This is a genomic window from Methylosinus sp. DMC45 (assembly GCF_056313885.1).
Genome location: NZ_JBQUZK010000053.1, coordinates 14,106 through 34,269 on the forward strand (window position 1 = coordinate 14,106; position 20,164 = coordinate 34,269).

Consider the following 20,164-nt stretch of genomic DNA (forward strand, 5'->3'; position numbering starts at 1 on the left):
TCCTAGCTCAGCGCAGGCTTGACTGCATTTTTTTGGCGGTCACGGATGGACTGAATCCAATCTTCCAGCGCCTTGACCTCATTAAGCAGGTCATCAAGCGATACGGCTTCGGGATTCAACGCCTGCGCCGACGAATGAAGATCCTCGGACAACCTTCCCTGGGCGGCCATCACGCGCTTCACGTCGTCATCGGTGAGAATGCCGAGCTTGAACATCGAGGTGGGCTTGACCTTGTTATCGAACCTTTCAAGCACGGGGCGGATATAGTCGGAGATCGCCCGCTCCCAGGCATCGCGCAATTGACCAATAGTGCCCTTGCAGAAGATGGTGCGTTGCGTATCTGTCAACTTGTCGAAGCCCGGTTTTGCCGATTTCAGCGACGAGCGCAGCGCGTTACACATCTCAAGTCCGGATTTCGCCTTGTCTGGCAACTCGTTTTCAATGTAGCCGGGCTTTTCCTGTTGCCGCCGGACATTGCGAAACGCGATTGGCCGGTTGGCTTTTTCCGCTTCGCGGCGAAGTTCGTATAGGAAGACGAGGTCGTGCGTGAACACGACGACCTGGCGGTGTTCCGCTTCCTCCACCAGCCGTGACGCAACGGCGCCCCTGTGGATGTGATCGAGCGATGACATCGGATCGTCGAAAACGATGCCGGAATAACGCTGTGCCGTGACCAATTCGGCGAGGAATGCGGCGAGCGCGACGCAGCGGTGCTCGCCTTCGCTGAATATCTCGCCGACCTTGGCGTTGGGGTTCTCCACCAACGCAACACGAAAATACGATACGGCCTGCCGATCTTTCTCCTTGCGAAGCTCAACCGGCATTCTGGACAGTTTGAGTTTCCCGATTTCGCGCGCAAATCGACCGCGCAGCGCGTCCGTCACCATGCGATCCGAGAGTTCCTTGTTCTTGTCGGTGATCGGTTTCTTGGCGGTCGCCTTCAGCGCGGTGTTGATCGACTCTATTTCCTTGAGGCGCGCGATGTGCGCCTTGGTGTCCGGAAGCAGCGGCGCAAGGGCGGCACGGTCCTTGAGTTCAAGGTATTCGGATTTCAGTTTCTTGTAGTCGTCGCTCTGCGTATCGGCGGAAAGCTGCGCGGCGCGGATTTTGAGATCGGCTGCGAGGGCCGCGAGCAACGGGAGCGGATCAGCGCCAAGTGGCTTAGGTTCGTCATATGCCCTGACCATCGCCCGAAGTCGCCAGAGCACCACGACAAACGTCCGGCGGACCGCCTGCGCGAGCGCCGAATCGCCGATTTCCGTCGCGAGAAGCTTGCTGGATTTCAGAACATCGCCAAGGCGCAGCACCCGCCCTTTCAACTGGGTAAGCGCAGCGTCCAGTTTCACGCGCGCCGCCGCTTCGTCAGCCATAGTCGAACTTTTGACAAACGACTCGAATGTCTGCTGGCGTACGATTGCGTCCGCGCCGAGGGGCTGCTGGCAAAGCACGCAAAGCGTGTCCGGTTCGCTCGAAGGAAATGTCTTGCCGGGATAGGCCACGGTATCCGCGTAGGCACGGGCGGCCTCCCACAGTTTTTGCCAGGCGGCTTGGCCTACCTCGGGCAATGGCGATGCGCTGAATAGCTGTTGCGACGCCACCGACGCGGCCTCGACGGCGTCACCGTAGGTCTTACGCAGCGCACTCAACTGTGAGAACGCTGACTCATTCGTAGCGCCAATAAGAGCCTGAAGGGCCGTCTGGATGCGCTCGACCTCGCCACGCTGGTTCTCAAGCCGCGCCACGGCGCGCTTGGGGTCTTGAGCGAAGTCGGTTTCCAACGTGGCGAGGCGAGCGGTTTCCTGATCGCTAAACGCGGCGAGCTTATCAAGCTGAGGGATGTTGGACTTTGCGCTTAACCCGAAGACGTAGCTGCCAGCGGCCGTTTCCCTACTCAACGAGGGGTTTGAAATCGCAAGCGGAACCTGACCGTTGAGCGTTGCGATCCTGCCATCGAGTGCTGTTTTGATGCGGTCGGAAGCGTCGGCCAGCGCCTCCAGCAATCGCATTGGCCGGGGGATATAGGCGACCTCGTTGGTGCTTTCGACGTGGACGCTTGCGCTTCGGGAATCGAAAATGCTGACCGATGGGAGGTCGCCGTGCGGCCCGCCGTCAGGCGTCCAATTGAATTGTTCGATGTGCGCGCCCCGTGCGAAACGTATCTCGGCAGATTGCGGCGTGTCGGTCTTGTCCTCCAAATCCCTGTGGATTGCGAACTTCTCGTCCCGCGACCGACATGCGTGTTTCAGGACGCGGACATAGCCCGACTTTCCTGAGCCGTTATCGCCGTAAATCACCGTCAGCCCGGCGGGCTCAAACGATAGCTCCTGCTGGGCGGCAAGCGCATTGATAGCGGTGGGGTTCTTTATAGAAACAAGTGAAATCGGCTCCGCCGCGGTGGTTTCGGCCACGATATGCGATTGCGAAATCGGCGCATGGGTGCGCGTGGGATCGAGGCAAAGCTCCGTAAGTTCCGCAATCGCCTGACCGTCGAGCGTTTCGCCTATGACCAGGCGACGAAGGGCATCTCTCTGCCATGCAGCCCGTTTCTCCGCCCATGTCACGAGGTCTGTGAGGGCAGCTTTTTCGGTTAAAGGAGCGGATTGCGCAGTCGCGGCGCTCATACTGCCCGACCCTCCGTTGAAATGTTCGGCAATTTGGCACTTCCAGGGAGAAAACCAGAATGCGTGGCGGCATTGATGCAGTCGGTCGCCGCCGAAGCGGCTGAAGTTAGCATTCGCTTGAGGCCTTCGCGTCGGTTGCAGGCATTCACAAATCGCTGCTGAACCTCAACATTTCTTATTTTAGGAAGTCGGCCACCTCCCGATTTGTCAGGATTTCGTCGGTCATGCGTCCGCAGTGAGTCGCGTTTAGCGAATCATACCTAAGATCGGAGAAAATCCGAGAAAATAGTGATGCGGTCGAACGTGTGGTTCGACCGCCGTTTCAGTCATCCGCGAACGCACGTTTCCCCTTTGCGGCCCAAAGCGCCCGCGCGTGTTCGCCCTGATCGCTTTGAAGCTTGTCGGCCATCCAGAGCAGCGCGCCAAGAATGGTGGCGCGATCGTCGCCGGTCAAGTCGACGATGCCGGCCTTGACGACGAGGCCGCCGAGTTCGATCAGATGTCGCGTGCGCTTGCGGCGCTCGACCTGCCAGGCGCGCATGTCATGCCGCGCCCGCGCCGTCTGATGACGGTTGCGCGCCGCCTGGTTGCGCCGCAACGCCGCCAGTGTCGCCGCGAGGCGCCGACGCAGTTCGTCGCGACCGGCCCTGAAAGTACGCGGCCCCGCGCTTCGCCCATGCCTCCCTCTTTCCGGCATCCTTGGTTTCGGCCAGCACGATCAACGCTCCCGCCAATTCGTCGGCGCTGAGCGCATCGGCTCCGGTCGAAATGACCAGTTCGCCGAGCTGTTGCACCTTGCGGCTTCTGAGGTCTCGCGCCTTGTGTTCGAGCGACTTCAATTCCGCGTCGAAGTCCCGTGGCTTGCGCATCATGTCCTCCACATGCTGTCGATGGAGCGATGATAGTCGAGCGGCTACCGAAATGATGTAAGGTTGCCGGGACAGTTGGGGACGGCGTGGTCCCTCCCGAGAAATTTTCGAGGGAGGGCGCGCTTATACGTCGTTCCGACGTGCGCTTCGCTGTGATGATGTTCGGATCGCGATGGCGATCTATCATCTTCACGTCAAGGTCATCGGCCGCAAATGCGGCTCCAGCGCGGTGGCGTCCGCCGCCTACCGCTCGGCCTCGCGGTTGCGCGACGACCGACTTGGATGCAGTCATGATTTCTCGGCCAAGCGCGGCGTCGTCCATTCCGAGGTGTTGCTGCCGGAGGATGCGCCGGAGCCGTGGAAGGACCGCGAACGAATTTGGAACGATGTCGAGGCGCTCGAGATCAGAAAGGATGCGCAGCTCGCCCGCGAAGTCGAATTCGCCCTTCCGCGCGAGATGACGGAGCGCCAGGGGATCGAACTCGCCCGCGATTTCGTGCGGTCCGAATTCGTGGACCAGGGCATGATCGCCGACCTCAATGTGCATTGGGATGTGGCCGATGACGGAATGCTGAAGCCCCACGCGCATGTCATGCTGACCATGCGCTCGGTTGACGAGAATGGCTTCGGTCCGAAGGTGCGGGAATGGAACCGCACCGAGATGCTCGAACGCTGGCGGGAGCATTGGGCAGAGCTTGCCAACGAGCGACTTGCCGAACTCGACGTCGACGCGCGCATCGACCATCGCAGCCTGGAAGCGCAGGGCATCGCGCTGGAGCCGCAAAGCCAGATCGGCGCGCCCGCACATCGCATCGCAGGCGAAGGCATCGAGGTTGCCGACCGCGCGGAAATGCACCGCGAGATCGCACGCAACAACGGCGTGCGCATCATCGCCGATCCTTCCATCGCACTAGACGCGATCACGCATCAGCAATCCACCTTCACGCGACGCGACATAGCGCTGTTCGCGCATCGCCACAGTGACGGCATCGACCAGTTCAACGAGGTCATGGGCGCAATGCGCAACGCGCCCGATCTTGTCGAACTCGGCAAGGACGGCCGGGGCGAGGACCGCTTCACCACCCGCGATATGATCGAATCGGAGCAGCGCCTGTACCGTTCCGCCGAGATGATGGCCGAGCGGGAACGCCATGAAGTGAGCGACAGGAATCGCGAAGCCGCACTGGCTCGTGCCGAACAGCGCGGCCTTGTGCTTTCCGGAGAGCAGGCCGACGCGCTGGCGCACGTCACGGACGGGCGCGATCTCGGCGTCGTCGTTGGTTATGCCGGCACGGGGAAGAGCGCGATGCTGGGTGTGGCGCGTGAAGCCTGGGAAGCGGCGGGCTACGAGGTTCGTGGCGCGGCGCTGTCCGGCATCGCCGCCGAGAATCTCGAAAGCGGTTCAGGCATCTCGTCGCGCACCATCGCCAGCCTGGAACACGGTTGGGGACAGGGGCGCGATGTGCTCACCGCGCGCGATGTTCTGGTGATCGACGAGGCGGGCATGGTCGGCACGCGCCAGTTGGAGCGCGTGCTGTTCCATGCCGCCGAGGCCGGCGCCAAGGTGGTGCTGGTCGGCGATCCGCAACAATTGCAGTCCATCGAAGCCGGCGCGGCGTTCCGGTCTATCCACCAACGTCACGGTGGGGCGGAGATCGGCGAGGTGCGCCGCCAGCGGGAGGACTGGCAGCGCGACGCAACGCGCGATCTGGCGACCGGCCGAACCGCAGATGCGCTCCATGCCTATGACAAACATGGCATGGTCCATGCCGCTGCGACACGGGAACAGGCGCGCGACGATCTGATCGACCGCTGGGATCGCGACCGTCAGGCGTCGCCCGGCCGCAGCCGTATCATCCTCACCCACACCAATGACGAGGTGCGCGCTTTGAACGAGGCCGCGCGCGGCAGAATGCGGGAAGCCGGAAATCTCGGCGCCGAGGTGAGCCTGGTGGTCGAACGCGGTGAGCGAAGCTTCGCTCGCGGAGATCGCGTCATGTTCCTTCAGAACGAGCGCGGCCTCGGCGTCAAAAACGGCACGCTCGGCGCCATCGAAGAGGTCAGCACGCAGAGCATGAGCGTGCGCACCGATGATGGCCGTTCCGTTCGCTTTGACCTGAAGGATTACGACCGCATCGACCACGGCTATGCCGCAACCATTCACAAGGCGCAGGGCATGACCGTGGACCGCACCCATGTTCTGGCCACGCCGGGCCTGGACGCCCACGGCGCCTATGTCGCGCTGTCGCGCCACCGCGACGGCATGGAGTTGCATTATGGCCATGACGACTTCACGAGCCAGGACCGGCTTCTCGGCGCCATGTCGCGCGACCGGGCCAAGGATATGGCGTCGGATTACGAGCGGCTCGAGCCGGCGCGCGATTATGCCGAACGGCGCGGCATCACCTTCCGCGAGCGCATGGAGCGAGTCGTCGAGATCGTCAAGCAGGCGTCCGAGAAGGTGCGCGGCATGTTCGACGGCCTGCATCTGCCCGCCGCCGGCGGACAGGGGCCGGAAAGGAAGGCAGCGGAAGACCCGGAAGCGGCGCTGCGTCGCGTCCGCACCAAGGCGCTCATCCGCCATGCGCGCGCTGTGGATGCGATCTTCGAGATGCAGGAGAGAGGCGGCAAGGCCAACCCGGAGCAGGTGAAGGAATTGCAGGAGGCCCGCAAGGTCTTCGAGGAGGTGCGGCCCTATGGCTCGCACGATGCCGAAGCCGCCTACAAGAAGAACCCGGAACTCGCCTCGGAAGCCGCCACGGGGCGTACCGCCCGCGCCATCCGCGCCCTACAGCTCGAAACCGAACTGCGCACCGATCCGCAGCGCCGCGCCGATCGCTTCGTGGAACGCTGGCGCGAGCTCGGCCAGACCAGCCCGCGCCAGTATCAGGCGGCGGACATGTCCGGCTACAAGGCCACGCGATCGGCGATGGGCGACATGGCGATGAGCCTCGAACGCGATCCGCAGCTCGAATCGATCCTCGCCGGGCGCAAGCGAGACCTCGGCATCGGGTTCGAATCGGGCCGCCGACTCGGATTGGAACTCGCCTTCAGTCACGGCATCGACCTTGGCAGAGGCCGGAACATCGGACTTTGACCCTGCCTATTCTCCGCCGCCAGCGCGCCACGCTACGATGGCGCGTAAAACCCTCTTGCACAGCGATAAATCCTTGTCCTGTCTGGCTCGGGAGCAGTCAAAAAAAGCCAGCAGGAGGCGACGCAGCCGTGCGCCAACCAGACCGTATCATCCGCCTGAGAACCGTCCTCGCTCGGACCGGCCTGTCGCGGTCCACCATTTACCGCAAGATCGCCGAGGGCACCTTCCCCGCACAGATCAAAATCAGCGCCAACGGCGCGGGCTGGCATGAATCCGAAATCGACCGCTGGGTCGCCAACCCCCTTGCGTGGCGGCCGGTGGCAGAGGTCGATGATGGTCGGTGAGGCCAGCGCGCTCTTACAATCAGTGCACGATCGGCGAGGTCTTTCGTCAGGGCGTTCGTTTGAATTTATCAATGCAGTCTGACCACGCCTGCATCAGCTCGATCCGCTCTTGCCAATAGCTCGCTCGGTTGTAGGCGCGCCGGATTTCGTTCTGATCTTGATGCCCGAGGGCGGCCTCGATCACGTCGGGCCGGAAACCCCGTTCGTTCAATATCGAGCTTGCCGCAGCCCGAAAGCCGTGCGCGGTCATCTCATCCTGCGTAAAGCCCATGCGCCGCAGCGCGGCGTTCATGGCGTTCTCCGACAGGGGGCGGGCATTGGAGCGGATAGAGGGGAACACGAGCGTGCTCCGGGCGACCTCTTTCACCTCGCGCAGCACATCGAGCGCCTGTCGCGAGAGCGGCACGTCATGCGGCCGGCGAACCTTGGTGCGGGCGCCGTCGATGCGCCAGATTGCCTCCGCCGCGTCGATTTCTGCCCATGTGGCGCCGCGGACCTCGCCGGGGCGGGCGAACGTCAGCGCGGTGAACTGAAGAGCGCACCGGAGCGTCGGCCAGCCGTCATAGGCGTCTATCGCCACCAGAAGCGCGCCGAGTTGCTTCTCGTCGGTGATTGCGGCCCGATGCTGCACCTTCGGCGCCATCAGGGCGCCGCGCAGCAGAAGAGTCGGATCGTCCTTGGCCCGCAGTGTAGCGACAGCGAGCCGGAAGACGGTGCCGATCAGGCTACGCAGCCGCCGCGCCGTCTCCCGGCGCCCGCTGCGTTCGATCCGTTGCAGCAACGCGAGGATTTCCGCCGGGGTGATATCCGCGATTGGTCGGGCGCCAAGGTCGGGGCCGGCAAGATCGACGAGCAGCCATCGGTTCTTCGTAACGGTGGACGCGGCGGCGCCCTCGTCCTCGATGCGTTGCAGATATTCTTCTGCAACGCCCCTGAAGGTGTTCGTCGCCGAGATGACGGCGGTCAGTTTCGCAGCCTTCTTGTTGGCCCCAGGATCGACTCCCGAGGCCAACAGCTTCTTGGCTTCGTCGCGCAGCCGCCGCGCCTCGACGAGGGGAACGGAGGGATAGGCGCCGTGGGAGAGCTTCTTCTGCTTACCACTGAACCGGTACGCCTGGTTCCAGAGCCGCGCGCCGCTCGGCTTCACAAGGAGGTAGAGCCCGCCGCCGTCGGAGAGCTTGTATTCCGACTCCAGGCCCTTGGCGGCGCGGCACGCTGTATCTGTCAGGGGCATTGACGCCTCCCGGCTGTTGGCCTCGGGCCAGCAGATACCAGGGCGAGGCCAACATCAAGGCCAACAAATTCATGAGATCGGGTGATATCCGAAGATGCCGATTGAGACGGCGGAAGGCGTCAAAATCCAAAAAACGACAATCATCTCAATGCAATATGACGCCGGTTGAGACGTCCTGAGATGCCGGGAGATTAGGGGGATGGTGCCCAGGGGCGGAATCGAACCACCGACACTGCGATTTTCAGTCGCATGCTCTACCAACTGAGCTACCTGGGCCTGGGCGCCTCGCGACGCCGAGAGCGGGCTTATAGAAAGTGCCGCCGGCCTTGTCTAGACCCCAAAAGCGGATTTCTCACGAGCTCGCGCAAAACCGCAGGCGCGGCCGCTGTCGCCGAGCCCGCGCACGCGCGAATCCGCGAGGGGAACGGGGCCGGCCCTTCCCGTCCTGCATGACATCATCGAGATGCGCTCACCATCTCGCCGCGCGCGTCGACTCTAATGGTTCATCGTCCCATTGGTGGCGGCATTGCTTTTGCCTGAAAGGTCCACGCGCATTCTTCGCGCGATCCTTTGTCCCGATCAGAGACATCGTATCGACCGCCGTATCATAATGTCCCATAGGCGCTAGAGGAGTGAGAGCGCGCAGATCACGCGATCGAAGCTCATTCGTTCTTTCGAGATCGAACGAATTGCCGAAAAGCATATGACCGACACACATAAAGACGAGTTGAGCAATTTCACATTAACTGTTCTTGTCAAAAAATCACTTTACGAGAGCACAAGCGAACACGTAAAAATGTATACATCTATAGAAGAGAACCTCACCTCGATTATCTGACCATCATCACTGATAATGCTTGTATTTGAAGACGTAATTAGCCCCTAGCCCGTCGATTGTGATTGCACCGACGAGCGCCCTGGAACCACAAGGGAAGAATGCTCGTATGCGTGTCGCGGTCGTGCACGATTGGCTCTATGTCCTCGGCGGCGCCGAACGCGTCCTCGGCGAAATTTTGCAATGCTATCCGCAAGCGCATGTCTTTTCGCTCTTCGACGTTCTCCCGCCTGCAGATCGCGCCGTCATCGGCATCGGCCGCGAGACGACCAGCTTTCTGCAAAGCGCGCCTTTCGTCGGCACGCATCACCGCTTGTATCTGCCGTTGATGCCATTGGCGATCGAGCAGTTCGATCTCTCCGCCTACGACCTCGTCATCTCCAGCAGCTTCGCCGCTGCGAAGGGCGTGCTGACGGGCCCGGATCAAATTCACATTTCCTATGTGCATTCGCCGATGCGATATGCATGGGACATGCAGCATCAATATTTGCGCGACAATGGCTTCGAGAAAGGGATCAAGGGAGCGGTCGCCCGCATGCTGCTTCATTATCTGCGCATCTGGGATACGCGCACGGCGAATGGGCCGGACGTCATCGTCGCCAATTCGCAATTCGTCGCACGGCGCATAAAAAAATCCTATGGGCGCAAAGCAAAAGTGATCTACCCGCCGGTCGCGCTCGGCGGAGGGCAGGACGTCTCGCGTCGTCCCTATTTTCTCACCGCCAGCCGCCTCGTGCCTTACAAGAATGTCGATGCGATCGTGAGGGCCTTCGCCGAGCTCGAAGATCTTCAGCTGATCGTCGCGGGAGACGGCCCAGAAGGCGCGCGCCTGCGCAGCATAGCGACCGACAATGTCTCCTTCGAAGGCTTCGTCAGCGATGAGCGGCTTCGATATCTGATGGCCTCGGCGCGCGCTTTCGTTTTCGCCGCCGAGGAGGATTTCGGCATCGTCGTCGTCGAGGCCATGTCCGAAGGAACGCCGGTGCTGGCGCTCGATCGCGGCGGCGCGCGAGAATCGGTGTCGGCGCGGGAGCCTCGCTCGGGAATGTTCTTCGCGAATGCGACGCCGGCGGAGATCGCCGATTGCCTTCGCAGATTTGTCGCGGAAGAGGATCAATTTTCGCGCACGGCCTGCCGAAGGCGAGCGCAGAATTTTTCAGCAGAGCGCTTTCGCCGAGAGTTCAAAGATCTCGTGGAGCGAACGATCGCGGAACGCGAGCGCGGCAAGGAAACGGATTGGACGCCCGCATGGCCTATGACAATCTAAGCGCAGCCGTTTCCGATCTGGAGGCGCGGCGCGCGACGACCATCGCCGCCGCCGCCCCGGGACATGGCTTGCTCGCCGCGCTGTGGCGACGCAAGACGATATTCTCGGTGATTTTCATCGCGATTCTCGGCGCTGTCGTCGCGGCGCTGCTGTTGCTGCCGGTTCAATATATGGCGACGGGATCGGTGATCGTCGCCGAGCAGGAGCCCGGCGACAATAATTCATCCGCCGTCTGGGCGCAGAAGGCCGGCGATCCCGCCGATATGGAGAGTCAGCTTCTCATCATCGGCTCGTCGCGCGTGCTCAAGGCGGCGACCGCCTCGCCCGGCGTTCTCGAATTGGCGCTGCAGGATTGCGCTGCGGGCAAAGGGATCGGCGCATTGCTGGGAAAGCTCGGCCGCCGCTCCGGCTGCGACAAGCTGAGCGAGGACGCCGACGCGCTCGTCGAGTTCGTCCGTCCGCGCTATTCCATCGGCAATGTCGGGCGATCGCGCGTCATCAGCATTTCCTATCAATCCACTCGGCCGGAGATCGCGCAGAAGATGGCCAATGCGCTGATCTCCGCCTTCCTCGAGGATCAGCGCGCGAATCTGTCGTCCGGGCGCCAGCACGCCGCGGATTGGCTATGGGCCGAGGTGCATCGGCTCGAGACCGAATTGCGCGACGACGACGGCAAGATTCAAGAATACAAGCGCAAGAAAGGTCTGGCGCGCGGAACCAATGCGCTGATCGATTCCGAACGCCTGACCAGCCTCACGCAGCAGCTCTCCGCCGCCGAGGCCACGCGGGCGGAGGCCTCGGCGCGCTTCAAGGAGATCACCGCGAACAAAGGCAAGGGATTGGCCGACTCGCCCGCCGTGCTGGCGAGCCGCAGCGTTTCCGACCTCAAGCAGCAGCTCACCATGATCGAGATGCGGATCGCTTCCGCGCAGAGCACGCTCGGCGATCGGCACCCGGCCATGCGCGGGCTGGAGCAGGAGCGCGACATTGCGCAGCGACGGCTCGCGGCCGAGGTCGCCGGCGTCGCCGCCGCGGCGAAGCGCAATTACGACGCCGCCAACTCGCTCGTCGCCTCGCTGAGAGCCAAGGTGGAGGCGGCCAAGACAGAGGTCGGCGACGCGATGATCGATCAGGGCTCCATAGAGACGCTGGTGCATGGCGTCGATATGAAGAGGCGCCAATATTCCGAGCTGTACAAGCGCGCCAGCGAGCTCGACGCCGATCGTCGCGTGCTGAATGGAAGCACGCGCCTCGTGGGCTTGGCCGAGCTGCCCAAGCAGCCCTACTTCCCGAAGAAGCTGCCATTCCTCGCGGCGGGATTGACGATGGCCACGCTGCTGGGAGCCACGGCGGCGATATTGCGCGATCGTTTCGACAAGAGCCTGCGCGGCTCGGCCGAGCTGGCCGATCTCCCCGGCGACGCGCCATGTGTGGAGCTGCCGCATTTTCGCAGCGCACGCGCCAGACTTTTCGGCATGCCGGCGCGTCGAGATCACGCCCTGCCCTCGAAGGCCCTCATCGAGCTCGCAGAGAGCGACGAGGCCGCGCAGCGCGCGCTGTTCGAGATCTATTCGAGCGCGCGCCTCGGCGAGGAAAAGGGATCGCGGCTCATCGCCGTGACCTCGCCCGCGCGCGGCGACGGCAAGACTTTCCTCACTCTGATCCTGGCGCATTTCGTAACTGCGATGGGGCATCGCGTGCTCATCGTCGAATGCGACCGCGCCAATCCCTGCTTCGAGTCTGCGCTCGGCCTTGAGCACGGGCCGGGCCTGCTCGAGGCGCTGGACTCGACAGCGCCTCTGCGGGACTGCGTGACGGCGACAGACTGGCGAATGCTCGACGCCCTGCCGCTCGGCGCCTCCGCCAAAGCAGCGCCGCCGCAGATAGGCAAACGCATCGAGACCGTGCTGAAAGCGACGCGCGACTATGATCTCGTGCTGCTCGACTGCCCGCCTGCCGATGCATTGGACGCACGCCTTTTGGCGCGGCGGGCGGATTCGATCCTGCTCTGCGCGCGCGCCGGGCGATGCTCTGCGGAGGAAGCGCTCGCCGCGAGCGAGGGACTCATCGCCTCCGGCGGGCGGCTGCTCGGCGTCGTCGTCAATATGGCGGAGCGCGACGAGCCGCCTTTCTCGAAGCGATCTTCGCGTGCGACGGCGTGAGGCGGAGATGACGATTCTCGCTGGCGCCAGAACCGACCACGGCGTCCGTCGCGACGCGACGCCGAGCGCGCGGGACCATTTGATCGGATGCGCCGCCGCGCTCGCGACATTGCTCATCGCCGGCGCTGTCGGACCTTTTCTCGGCGCGCCCGCCCGCGCGCTCTATGTGCTCGCCTGTGCAACTGTCGGATGGTGGAGCTGGCGACGCGGACCCTCGGCTCATGTCGGAGCCGCGCTGCTCTTGTTTCTCTTCACGCCCTTCGTGCGGCGGCTGGTCGACGTCCGCCTCGGCTATGACGTCAGCAGCCTGATGCTGGTGGGGCCGCTGGCCTGCCTCATGGCGCCTCTTTCCCACATGCTCGGCCTCATGACATCGCCGGGCCGGATGCGGCGCATGGAGCCCATGCTCATGGTCATCGCCTGCGTGGTCTATGCGGTGATCCTCACCTTGTTCAAAGGCGAGTGGATGAGCGCCGCGCGCGACGCCGTCAAATGGTTCGCTCCCCTGCTCTACGCCATGCTGCTCGCGGAGACCGCCGACAAGGACGAGATGCTCGCCGCCCTCACCAATGTCTTCGTGATCGCGCTGCCGCTCATCGGCGTCTACGGCGTCGCGCAATATGTCGATCCGCCGGCATGGGATCGCTATTGGATGCAGAATGCGCCGATCACCTCCATCGGCCAGCCCATCCCCTATAGCGTGCGCGTCTTCAGCACGATGAACGCCCCCGCTGGCTTTGCCACCTTCACCGCCGCTGGACTCTTGCTGGTCTGGTTTCGCAAGAGCGACTGGCTGTCGCAAATCGCCACGGCGCCCGCGGCGCTCGCGCTGTTTCTCTCGCTCTACCGCACCGCCTGGATTTCGCTCGTCGTCGCCATGCTGTTCTGCGCCTTGTTCCGCGCGACGCGCGGACGCTCCCTCATCATGATGTTCGGCGTCTGCGCGGCGACGATCGTCGCTCTGGTCGCGACGCCCTTCGGCGAGTCGATCAGCGCGCGATTGGCGACCTTCTCGGAAGGCAGCCGCGACGGCAGCGCGCGCGAGCGCATCGATCAATATTCCGCATTGTGGAATCTTTCCGACAGCTCACTGATCGGCGCCGGATTCACCACGGTCGACACGGGCGTCGCCGGCTCGCAGCCGGTCGACGGCATGATCATCGCCTGCTGGCAGTCGATGGGCATCGTCTTCGGCCTCATCTGCCTCTTCGCGCTGGTGTGGGTCGCCGTATCGGCGATCGTCGGCGCGCTGAGCGACAGCCGCGCGGAAAGCGTCATGCTCGGCGCCTTCGGCGCCTTCTTTCTCGTGCAATTGCCGCTCGCCGGCATAGGCTCGGGCGAAGCGGGATTTCTCTTCTGGACCTTCATGGCGCTCGCTCTCGCCCCTATCCCGACGCGCGGTCCGCGGCGCCGCCTCGACCTCGGGCGGCGCCGATGAGCTGGACGCAGCGCCTTCGCGGCTCGGAGCCTCCGCGGAGCGCTCCGATCTCGTCCGCCGCGCCGACGCGCGCCGCGCCGCGCAAAATGGCCGCGCTGCTGATGCTCGGCGCCCTCGCCAGCAAAATTCTCGGCTTCGCGCGCGAGATATTGATGGCGCAAGTGCTGGGCGCGTCGTTGCTCGCCGACGGCTATCGCGGAGCCGTCACCGTGATCCTGCTGCCCTTGTGCTTTCTGCAAAATGAGAGCGCGCCGGCCATTCTCATTCCCATGTTGCAACACGCCCAGGCGGAAGGACGCGCCCCTCGCGTGCTCGCCTCCCTCTGCTGCGCGCTGACGCTCGCCGCCATTGCGGTGATGCTCTGCGTGCAGACGCTCGGCGCATGGTGGATCGATCTGATGCTCGGCGGCTTCACGCCCGAGGGCAAGGCGCTGACGCTGAGCTATGTCGAGATCATGAGCTTCGCCATGCCGGCCTCCGTGCTGGTGAACACGCTTGCGGCGGGCGAGATCGCGCTCGGCAAGACGCGGCTCTCCAATCTGCGCGCCGGCCTCTTGAATCTGTCGATGATCATCGGTCTCGCCCTCTATTCCTTCGTCGGCTGGTTCGGCGCGCTCGCCTGGCCCTTCACGCTCTCTTTCAACGCCTTGGCGCTGTTCGGCCTCTGGTCGCGCTATCGGGAGCGCACGCTCGACCCGAGCGGCGCGCATCCCGCAATGATCGTTGCGGCCGGACGCGAGTTTCTGTGGCGCCTGCGCCCGCTGCTCGCGCTTCCCTTCGCCGAGCAGACGCAGGTCTGGATCGAGCGCTTGGCGGCCTCGCGAAACGTCACTGGCGCAGTGGCCTCGCTCGACTACTCGCGCACGCTCTCGGACACGGCGCTACTGCTCATCAGCCAGCCGGTCGGGCTCGCCTATATGTCGAGCTATCGGAAGGACGAGAGCCATCATCAGATCGAAGCCATCGCCCGTCTCATTCTCGCGCTCACCGTCCCGGCCTCCGCCTTCGTCTTCGTCTTCGCATCCGATATCGTCCGGCTGGTGTTTTTCCGCGGCGCATTCTCCGAGACCGGCCTGCTGCTCGCGAGCGCGACGCTGCGCGGCGTCTCCATCGGCCTCTGGGCCTCGACGCTCGGATGGATTCTCTTGCGGCATCTCAATAGCGAGGGCCGCAATGCGCGGGCGACGCTGATCGTCGTCGGCGCCTATCTCGTCAATATCGTCATCAATGCGCTCGGCGCATGGCTCGCGCCGCCGCTCGGCCTCGGCATGCTGCTGATCGGCCTCGGCGAGAGCGCGCGCAGCCTCACATTGCTGACAGGAACGACCTGGGCCTTGCCCAATCGTGAGCGGATATTGACGCTGACATGCTTGGCGGCGGCGCCCGGCGGCGCCATGCTGGCGACCGGATGGATGATCGAGGCGCAAATGAGCGCCCTTGCGTCACGCCTCATCGCCGGCGGCGTCGCCTGCGCCCTTTGCACAGCGGCCGGAGCATTCATGCTGCTGCCGCAACTGCGCGACGCGAGTCTTTCGAAGCTGCGAATATTGCTTGGAACAGGAGAGGCGCCATGAGTCTCGCGTCGAGCTTGACAGACGTTCTGCCGATGGAGGCGGCGCTGCGACCCATCGGCGCGCTCCTCGACAGGGCGAGAGGCGCGCGCGGCTGTCTGCTCACCTTTCATCGCGGCGCCCCGAGCGCGCTATGGGAGCGGCTCCCCAATCGCAATTTCTATCTCGATCTCGCCTATCTCGATCGTCTGCTCGCTTATCTGAAGGCGCAGCGCTGGTCGATCGTGACCATGGAAGAGGCGATAGAGCGCGCGGCCGCCGATCGCCCCGGCGACCGCTTCGCGAATTTTTCCGTCGATGATTGCTACCGCGACACTTTCGAGGAGATCGTCCCTCTGTTTCGCGCGCATGAAGCGCCGGTGACGCTCTTCGTGACCACGGGCATTCCCGATGGGACAATGCCCCTGTGGCACGCCGGCCTCGAGGACATCATCCTGAGCAAGGAGCATATCCTTCGCGACGGTCGGACGATCGAGATCGAGACCGCGCAAGAGAAGCGTGCCGCCTATGCGACGATAGAGAGAGCATGGGAAGGACCACGAGCAGGGGCGCTCTATTCGGCCTTTTGCGCGGAAAATGGATTCGACGAGACGCGGCTGCGTGACAAGCACGCCATTTCCTGGGACATGCTGCAATCGCTGGCGCGCGATCCGCTCGTCGAGATCGGCGCGCATACGGTCGATCATCCGCGCGTCTCGGCGCTCGGCGAAGCGGAGGCGCTCGCCGAGCTCGAATCCTGCCGTCGTCGGCTGCGCGAGCGGCTCGGCCGAGAGATTCGACATTTCGCCTTCCCTTTTGGCCGCGCGGCCGATGCGGGCGAGCGTGATTTCGCGCTCGCGCGTCGCGCCGGCTTTTCCTCGGCGGCTACGACGCGCAAAGGTGTGATGCGGCGCCGGAGCAATGTGTTCAGCCTGCCGCGCAACACGCTCAATGGCGGCGCGAAAAGTCTTGCGATGGCCGAGATGCATCTGACCGGCGTATCCGGCGTCGTCGCGAGGATGCTCGGCCGTGTCTGACCTTCGCAGCGCCCCCTCCCCTCTGCGCGTCGTCTCCGTCGCGCATTCCGCCGTCGGCCAGAAGGGCGGACGTCAGCGCTACACGCCCCTGCTCCGCCAGAGCGACCTCGATCTGCATCTCGTCGCGCCAAAAAATTGGCGCGAGTTCGGCCGCTCGCTCACCGGCGAGCCCGCAGCCGATCCCGCGATGCAGTTGCATGTGCTACCGATCCTGTTTCCCAGCGCCGGGCCGCTGAACTGGTATCTGCATTTCTATCCGCGCCTCCCGCGCCTGCTGCGCAAGGTGCGGCCGCATGTGCTTCATCTATGGGAAGAGCCGTGGAGCATAGTGGCGCTGCAAGCCGCACTGACGAAGCGGGAGGCGGCGCTCGTTCTCGAGGTCGATCAGAACATTCTCAAGACCCTGCCGCCACCCTTCGAGACCATTCGCCGCTTCGTGCTGAAGAAATGCGCGCATATTCTCGCGCGCAGCCCGGACGCCGAGGCCGTGGTGAGGGCCGGCGGCTATGAGGGGCCGGTCACGATGATCGGCTATGGCGTGGATCAGGACTGCTTCCATCCCGATGGCGTCGCGCCGCCGCGCGGCGCGGGATTGCGCATCGGCTATGTCGGCCGTCTCGTCGAGGAGAAGGGGCTCGACGATGTGCTGGATGCAATCGCGCGCGCGGAGGCCAGTGTCAGACTCTATCTGATCGGCGCCGGCCCGCATGAAGGCAAATTGCGCGCGCGTGTGGAGCGGCTCGGTCTCGACGACCGCGTGAGCTTTCGCGATTGGGCGCCGCCGCATGAGGTCGCGCAATTCATGCGCGGGCTGGATGCGCTGATCTTGTTCACGCGCACCACGCCGCGCGTCCGCGAGCAATTCGGCCGCGTCATCATCGAGGCGCAGAGCTGCGGCGTGCCGGTAATCGGCTCCACCGGCGGGGCGATACCGGATGTGATCGGCGAAGGCGGATGGGTCGCGCCCGAGCGTGACAGCGCGGCGCTCGCGCGCCTGCTCGATGACATCGCCGCCGGCAAAGAGGACGTGCGCGCAAAGTCACGCGGCGCGCTGGAGAATGTCGCGACGCGCTTCACCTATGAAGAGGTCGCGCGCACGCTGCGGCGCGCTTGGCTCGAGGCTTATCATGCAACGTCGCTCAGAGCTTAGGCCGCGGAATAAACACCATATAGGTCTCGCCCGGCTGCAGCGCTGCGAAGCGATGCTCCGCCCCCGCCACGGGGACGCGTCGCCGCAGTCCGTCCCAGCCCCACAGCTCCGCGGCGGCGGCCCATTCCGGCAAGGGCACGGTCCATGCGGAGCCCGGCGCGTCCGTCCAGCCCTCGAGATCATGCCAGACGAGCAATCGCCCATTCGGCCCTTCCAGCGTCAGCAGCCCCTTCTCGCGATCGATGGAAACGAAATGCATCGCGCCGGCGAGCGCGATCAGATTGCGCAGCACGATGGCGCGCGCCTCCGGCCGCCATGGAGCGGCGCCGGCCGCCATTGCGTAGCTCGGTCCCTCGATCGCGCCAGTGTCGCCGAGATTCCAGGGCATGGCGAAAACCGTCGCGGGCCTGCGCCCGTCGGCGCCCACGACCGCCATCTCGTCCCAAAAGGCGGTGAGGAACAGCTTGGCGGCGGTCTCCGGCCGCGCCCAGCCTTCCGATTTCGAGATATTATATTCGGTCGCGTAGAAATTAATGTCGCGCGAAAGGCCCATCGCTTTTTTGACGCGATCGAAGCAGCTCTGCGCCGAGAATTGGCGACCGCGAGTCAGCGGAAACCAGCGGAAGTTATAGTAGGTATGCAGATCGACGCCGTCGAGGCGTCCGTCCTCGAGCAATGGCGCAATGGCCGGTCCATAGCCGCGCAGCGTCGCGTCGCCATGCGAGTTGCAAGTGGCGAAGCCCCCGGGAACGACTTTCAGTTCTCGATTGACGCTGTGAACGCCATCGGCCAGCCCTTCCAGCGCCCGCCGATAGTCCTCGCGCGGAATGGCCGCCTGCACGTCCGGCTCGTTGATCGCGGTGAAGATGGTCGCGCCCCATCCCGTGATATGATTGGCCTTCGCCCAATCGCCGCCGGGCTGAAAGCGCCGCGCATAAGCGACGCCGGCGATGAACCAATCTCGATAGGAGCCGATCGGCTGCGGCGGATCGAGAAACTGATACGAGCCCTCATATTCCAGCAGAATGACCGGCGTAATTCCGCGCTCATAGGCCTCGCGCATAGCGGCGTCGAAATCGCTCGGCGTCGGCTTGCGGTCGAGCGTGCGCCAACCATAGGAATCCATGCGGCCGAGCGGCGCGCCGACTCCGCGCAGCGCCGCATAGATTTGCGCAGAAGGCGCTCCATGCAGATGCGTCACGAGATTTCCGCCGCCGATACGCATCCGCAACGGCGCATCGGGCTCGAAGAGCCGATCCTCGCAAAAGGCGGCCGATGCGACGAAAAGCAGAGTCGAGCACGCTAATCTCACGAAGATTTGTGTCATGGATTTACCAATGAGCTCACGCAATTCAGTCGAAATCGTTCAGGTCGTGCAAGAATTCAGCCGAGATGGCGGCGTCGAGACAGTCGCCTTCGAGCTCGCAAAAGCCTTCACGCGCGCCGGAGCGCGCAATAGCGTCGTCGCCGCGGTCGTCGCAGACGACGGCGAGACGGCCTCCGAGATAGAGCTCGTCGCGCCATGGCTGTCGCGCGTGCCGACTCGCGGCGCCATGCGCCATATCGGCCGGCTCGTCGTCATGCCGATATTCACGCTCGCCGCGACGCTGGCCCTTCGGCGCCGCGCGCGGGCGGCGCAGATCATCAGCCATGGCGATTGTCTGCGTGGCGACATTCTCGTCGTCCACGCCGTGAATGCAGAGAGTCTCGCGCAAAAGCGCGAGGCCGGCGATTGGCGCTGGAGGCTCAACCCCATGCATTATTGGGTCGCCTTGCGGGACCGCTGGATGATCGGCGGGCTCCGCTACCGCAAATATGTCGCGGTTTCCGCTCGCGTGCGTGACGAATTGCAATCGCATTACAATGTTCCCGCCGAGCGCATTCGCATCATATACAATGGCATCGATCTCCACCGTTTCCAAGCCTCGGAGGAAGCGCGCGCGCAAATTCGCGGCGAATTCAGAATACCACCCGACGCCCGGCTGCTGCTGTTCGTCGGACATGAATTTGCGCGCAAGGGCCTCGCGCCGCTGATCGAAGCGCTGGCGCTTCTAGACGAGCGCTATTGGCTGGCCGTGGTCGGCTCCGACAGTCCGGCACGATATAGAACGCTCGCCGCGCAGGCCGAGGGACGGCTCTTGTTCTGCGGCGCGCGGCGCGACGTCGCCGCCTTCTACGCCGCGGCCGACGCCTTCGCGCTTCCGACCGCCTATGAGACATTCTCGCTGGTCTGCATGGAGGCGATGGCCGCCGGCCTCCCGGTCTTCGCGACCCGCGTCGGCGGGATCGAAGACTATTTGCGAGACGGCGTGAACGGCTTCACGATCGAGCGGAACGCCAAAAACATAGCCGAGACGCTGCGCGACGCCTTCGAGGATGAGAACCGTTTCGCGACATTGCGGGCCGGCGCCCGCTCCACCGCCGAGAGCTTCGGCTGGGACAGCGTCGCGACGAAATATCTCGAATTATTGGAAGAAATGCAAAAGGAAGAGCCGTCCGCAGCCAATTGATAACTTCCGCGTGAGGCGGGCTCGGTACAGAACTACACAAAGCAGCAACA

14 protein-coding genes and 1 tRNA gene are annotated in these 20,164 nt (G+C 63.9%); 9 read left to right on the forward strand and 6 right to left on the reverse strand.

All coding sequences use genetic code 11. The features are described 5' to 3' along the window. Positions 1-2 precede the first annotated feature (2 nt). The 3 genes from ACT53T_RS17805 to ACT53T_RS17815 form a co-directional block, all read right to left on the reverse strand. On the reverse strand, positions 3-2,621 hold the full coding sequence (locus ACT53T_RS17805; RefSeq protein WP_476162236.1) for an AAA family ATPase: 2,619 nt from the start codon (positions 2,619-2,621) through the stop codon (positions 3-5). 322 nt (positions 2,622-2,943) lie between these two features. After that, the gene (locus ACT53T_RS17810; protein ID WP_216280354.1) at positions 2,944-3,162 is read right to left on the reverse strand and encodes a conjugal transfer protein TraD; all 219 of its coding nucleotides are present in this window, start codon (positions 3,160-3,162) and stop codon (positions 2,944-2,946) included. 1 nt (position 3,163) lies between these two features. Then, entirely contained in the window at positions 3,164-3,490 is a 327-nt protein-coding gene (locus tag ACT53T_RS17815; protein ID WP_216281445.1) for a conjugal transfer protein TraD, read from the reverse strand. 172 nt (positions 3,491-3,662) lie between these two features. Here ACT53T_RS17815 and traA point away from each other — a divergent pair, with 172 nt between their 5' ends. Next, positions 3,663-6,587 (forward strand): Ti-type conjugative transfer relaxase TraA, encoded by a 2,925-nt coding sequence (traA, locus tag ACT53T_RS17820; RefSeq protein ID WP_476162237.1) that lies wholly within the window; start codon positions 3,663-3,665, stop codon positions 6,585-6,587. 128 nt (positions 6,588-6,715) lie between these two features. Beyond that, positions 6,716-6,931, forward strand: coding sequence for a helix-turn-helix transcriptional regulator (locus ACT53T_RS17825; RefSeq protein ID WP_142862123.1), 216 nt, complete (start codon positions 6,716-6,718; stop codon positions 6,929-6,931). A gap of 46 nt (positions 6,932-6,977) precedes the next feature. Here the strand turns inward: ACT53T_RS17825 and ACT53T_RS17830 are convergent, their stop codons facing one another. Both ACT53T_RS17830 and ACT53T_RS17835 read right to left on the reverse strand, forming a co-directional pair. Continuing rightward, complete coding sequence (locus ACT53T_RS17830; RefSeq protein ID WP_476162238.1) at positions 6,978-8,165, reverse strand: tyrosine-type recombinase/integrase; 1,188 nt, start codon at positions 8,163-8,165, stop codon at positions 6,978-6,980. A 200-nt stretch (positions 8,166-8,365) separates the two neighbouring features. After that, positions 8,366-8,441, reverse strand: a tRNA-Phe gene (locus tag ACT53T_RS17835). Between the two features lie 668 nt (positions 8,442-9,109). Between ACT53T_RS17835 and ACT53T_RS17840 the strand changes: the two genes are divergently transcribed. Genes ACT53T_RS17840 through ACT53T_RS17865 form a run of 6 tightly spaced genes read left to right on the forward strand, consistent with a single transcriptional unit; the run spans position 9,110 to position 17,604 of the window. Next, positions 9,110-10,267 carry a glycosyltransferase gene (locus ACT53T_RS17840; RefSeq protein WP_476162239.1) on the forward strand — a complete coding sequence of 386 codons (1,158 nt, stop codon included), beginning with the start codon at positions 9,110-9,112 and terminating at the stop codon, positions 10,265-10,267. After that, a complete protein-coding gene (locus ACT53T_RS17845; RefSeq protein ID WP_476162240.1) occupies positions 10,237-12,429 on the forward strand; it encodes a GumC family protein in 2,193 nt (730 codons plus the stop codon). The genes ACT53T_RS17840 and ACT53T_RS17845 overlap by 31 nt, the downstream gene beginning before the upstream one ends. Before the next feature lie 7 nt (positions 12,430-12,436). Continuing rightward, complete coding sequence (locus ACT53T_RS17850; RefSeq protein ID WP_476162241.1) at positions 12,437-13,867, forward strand: O-antigen ligase family protein; 1,431 nt, start codon at positions 12,437-12,439, stop codon at positions 13,865-13,867. Further along, on the forward strand, positions 13,864-15,441 hold the full coding sequence (locus ACT53T_RS17855) for a lipid II flippase MurJ (RefSeq protein ID WP_476162242.1): 1,578 nt from the start codon (positions 13,864-13,866) through the stop codon (positions 15,439-15,441). The genes ACT53T_RS17850 and ACT53T_RS17855 overlap by 4 nt, the downstream gene beginning before the upstream one ends. Then, a complete protein-coding gene (locus tag ACT53T_RS17860) occupies positions 15,438-16,454 on the forward strand; it encodes a polysaccharide deacetylase family protein (protein WP_476162243.1) in 1,017 nt (338 codons plus the stop codon). The genes ACT53T_RS17855 and ACT53T_RS17860 overlap by 4 nt, the downstream gene beginning before the upstream one ends. Continuing rightward, positions 16,447-17,604 carry a glycosyltransferase gene (locus ACT53T_RS17865; RefSeq protein WP_476162244.1) on the forward strand — a complete coding sequence of 386 codons (1,158 nt, stop codon included), beginning with the start codon at positions 16,447-16,449 and terminating at the stop codon, positions 17,602-17,604. The genes ACT53T_RS17860 and ACT53T_RS17865 overlap by 8 nt, the downstream gene beginning before the upstream one ends. On the opposite strand, the gene ACT53T_RS17870 is transcribed toward ACT53T_RS17865, so the two are convergent. Further along, on the reverse strand, positions 17,594-18,931 hold the full coding sequence (locus tag ACT53T_RS17870; RefSeq protein ID WP_476162245.1) for a hypothetical protein: 1,338 nt from the start codon (positions 18,929-18,931) through the stop codon (positions 17,594-17,596). The genes ACT53T_RS17865 and ACT53T_RS17870 overlap by 11 nt on opposite strands. Positions 18,932-18,941: 10 nt before the next feature. On the opposite strand from ACT53T_RS17870, the gene ACT53T_RS17875 reads away from it, so the two are divergent. Further along, positions 18,942-20,114, forward strand: coding sequence for a glycosyltransferase family 4 protein (locus ACT53T_RS17875; protein ID WP_476162246.1), 1,173 nt, complete (start codon positions 18,942-18,944; stop codon positions 20,112-20,114). Positions 20,115-20,164: the final 50 nt, after the last annotated feature.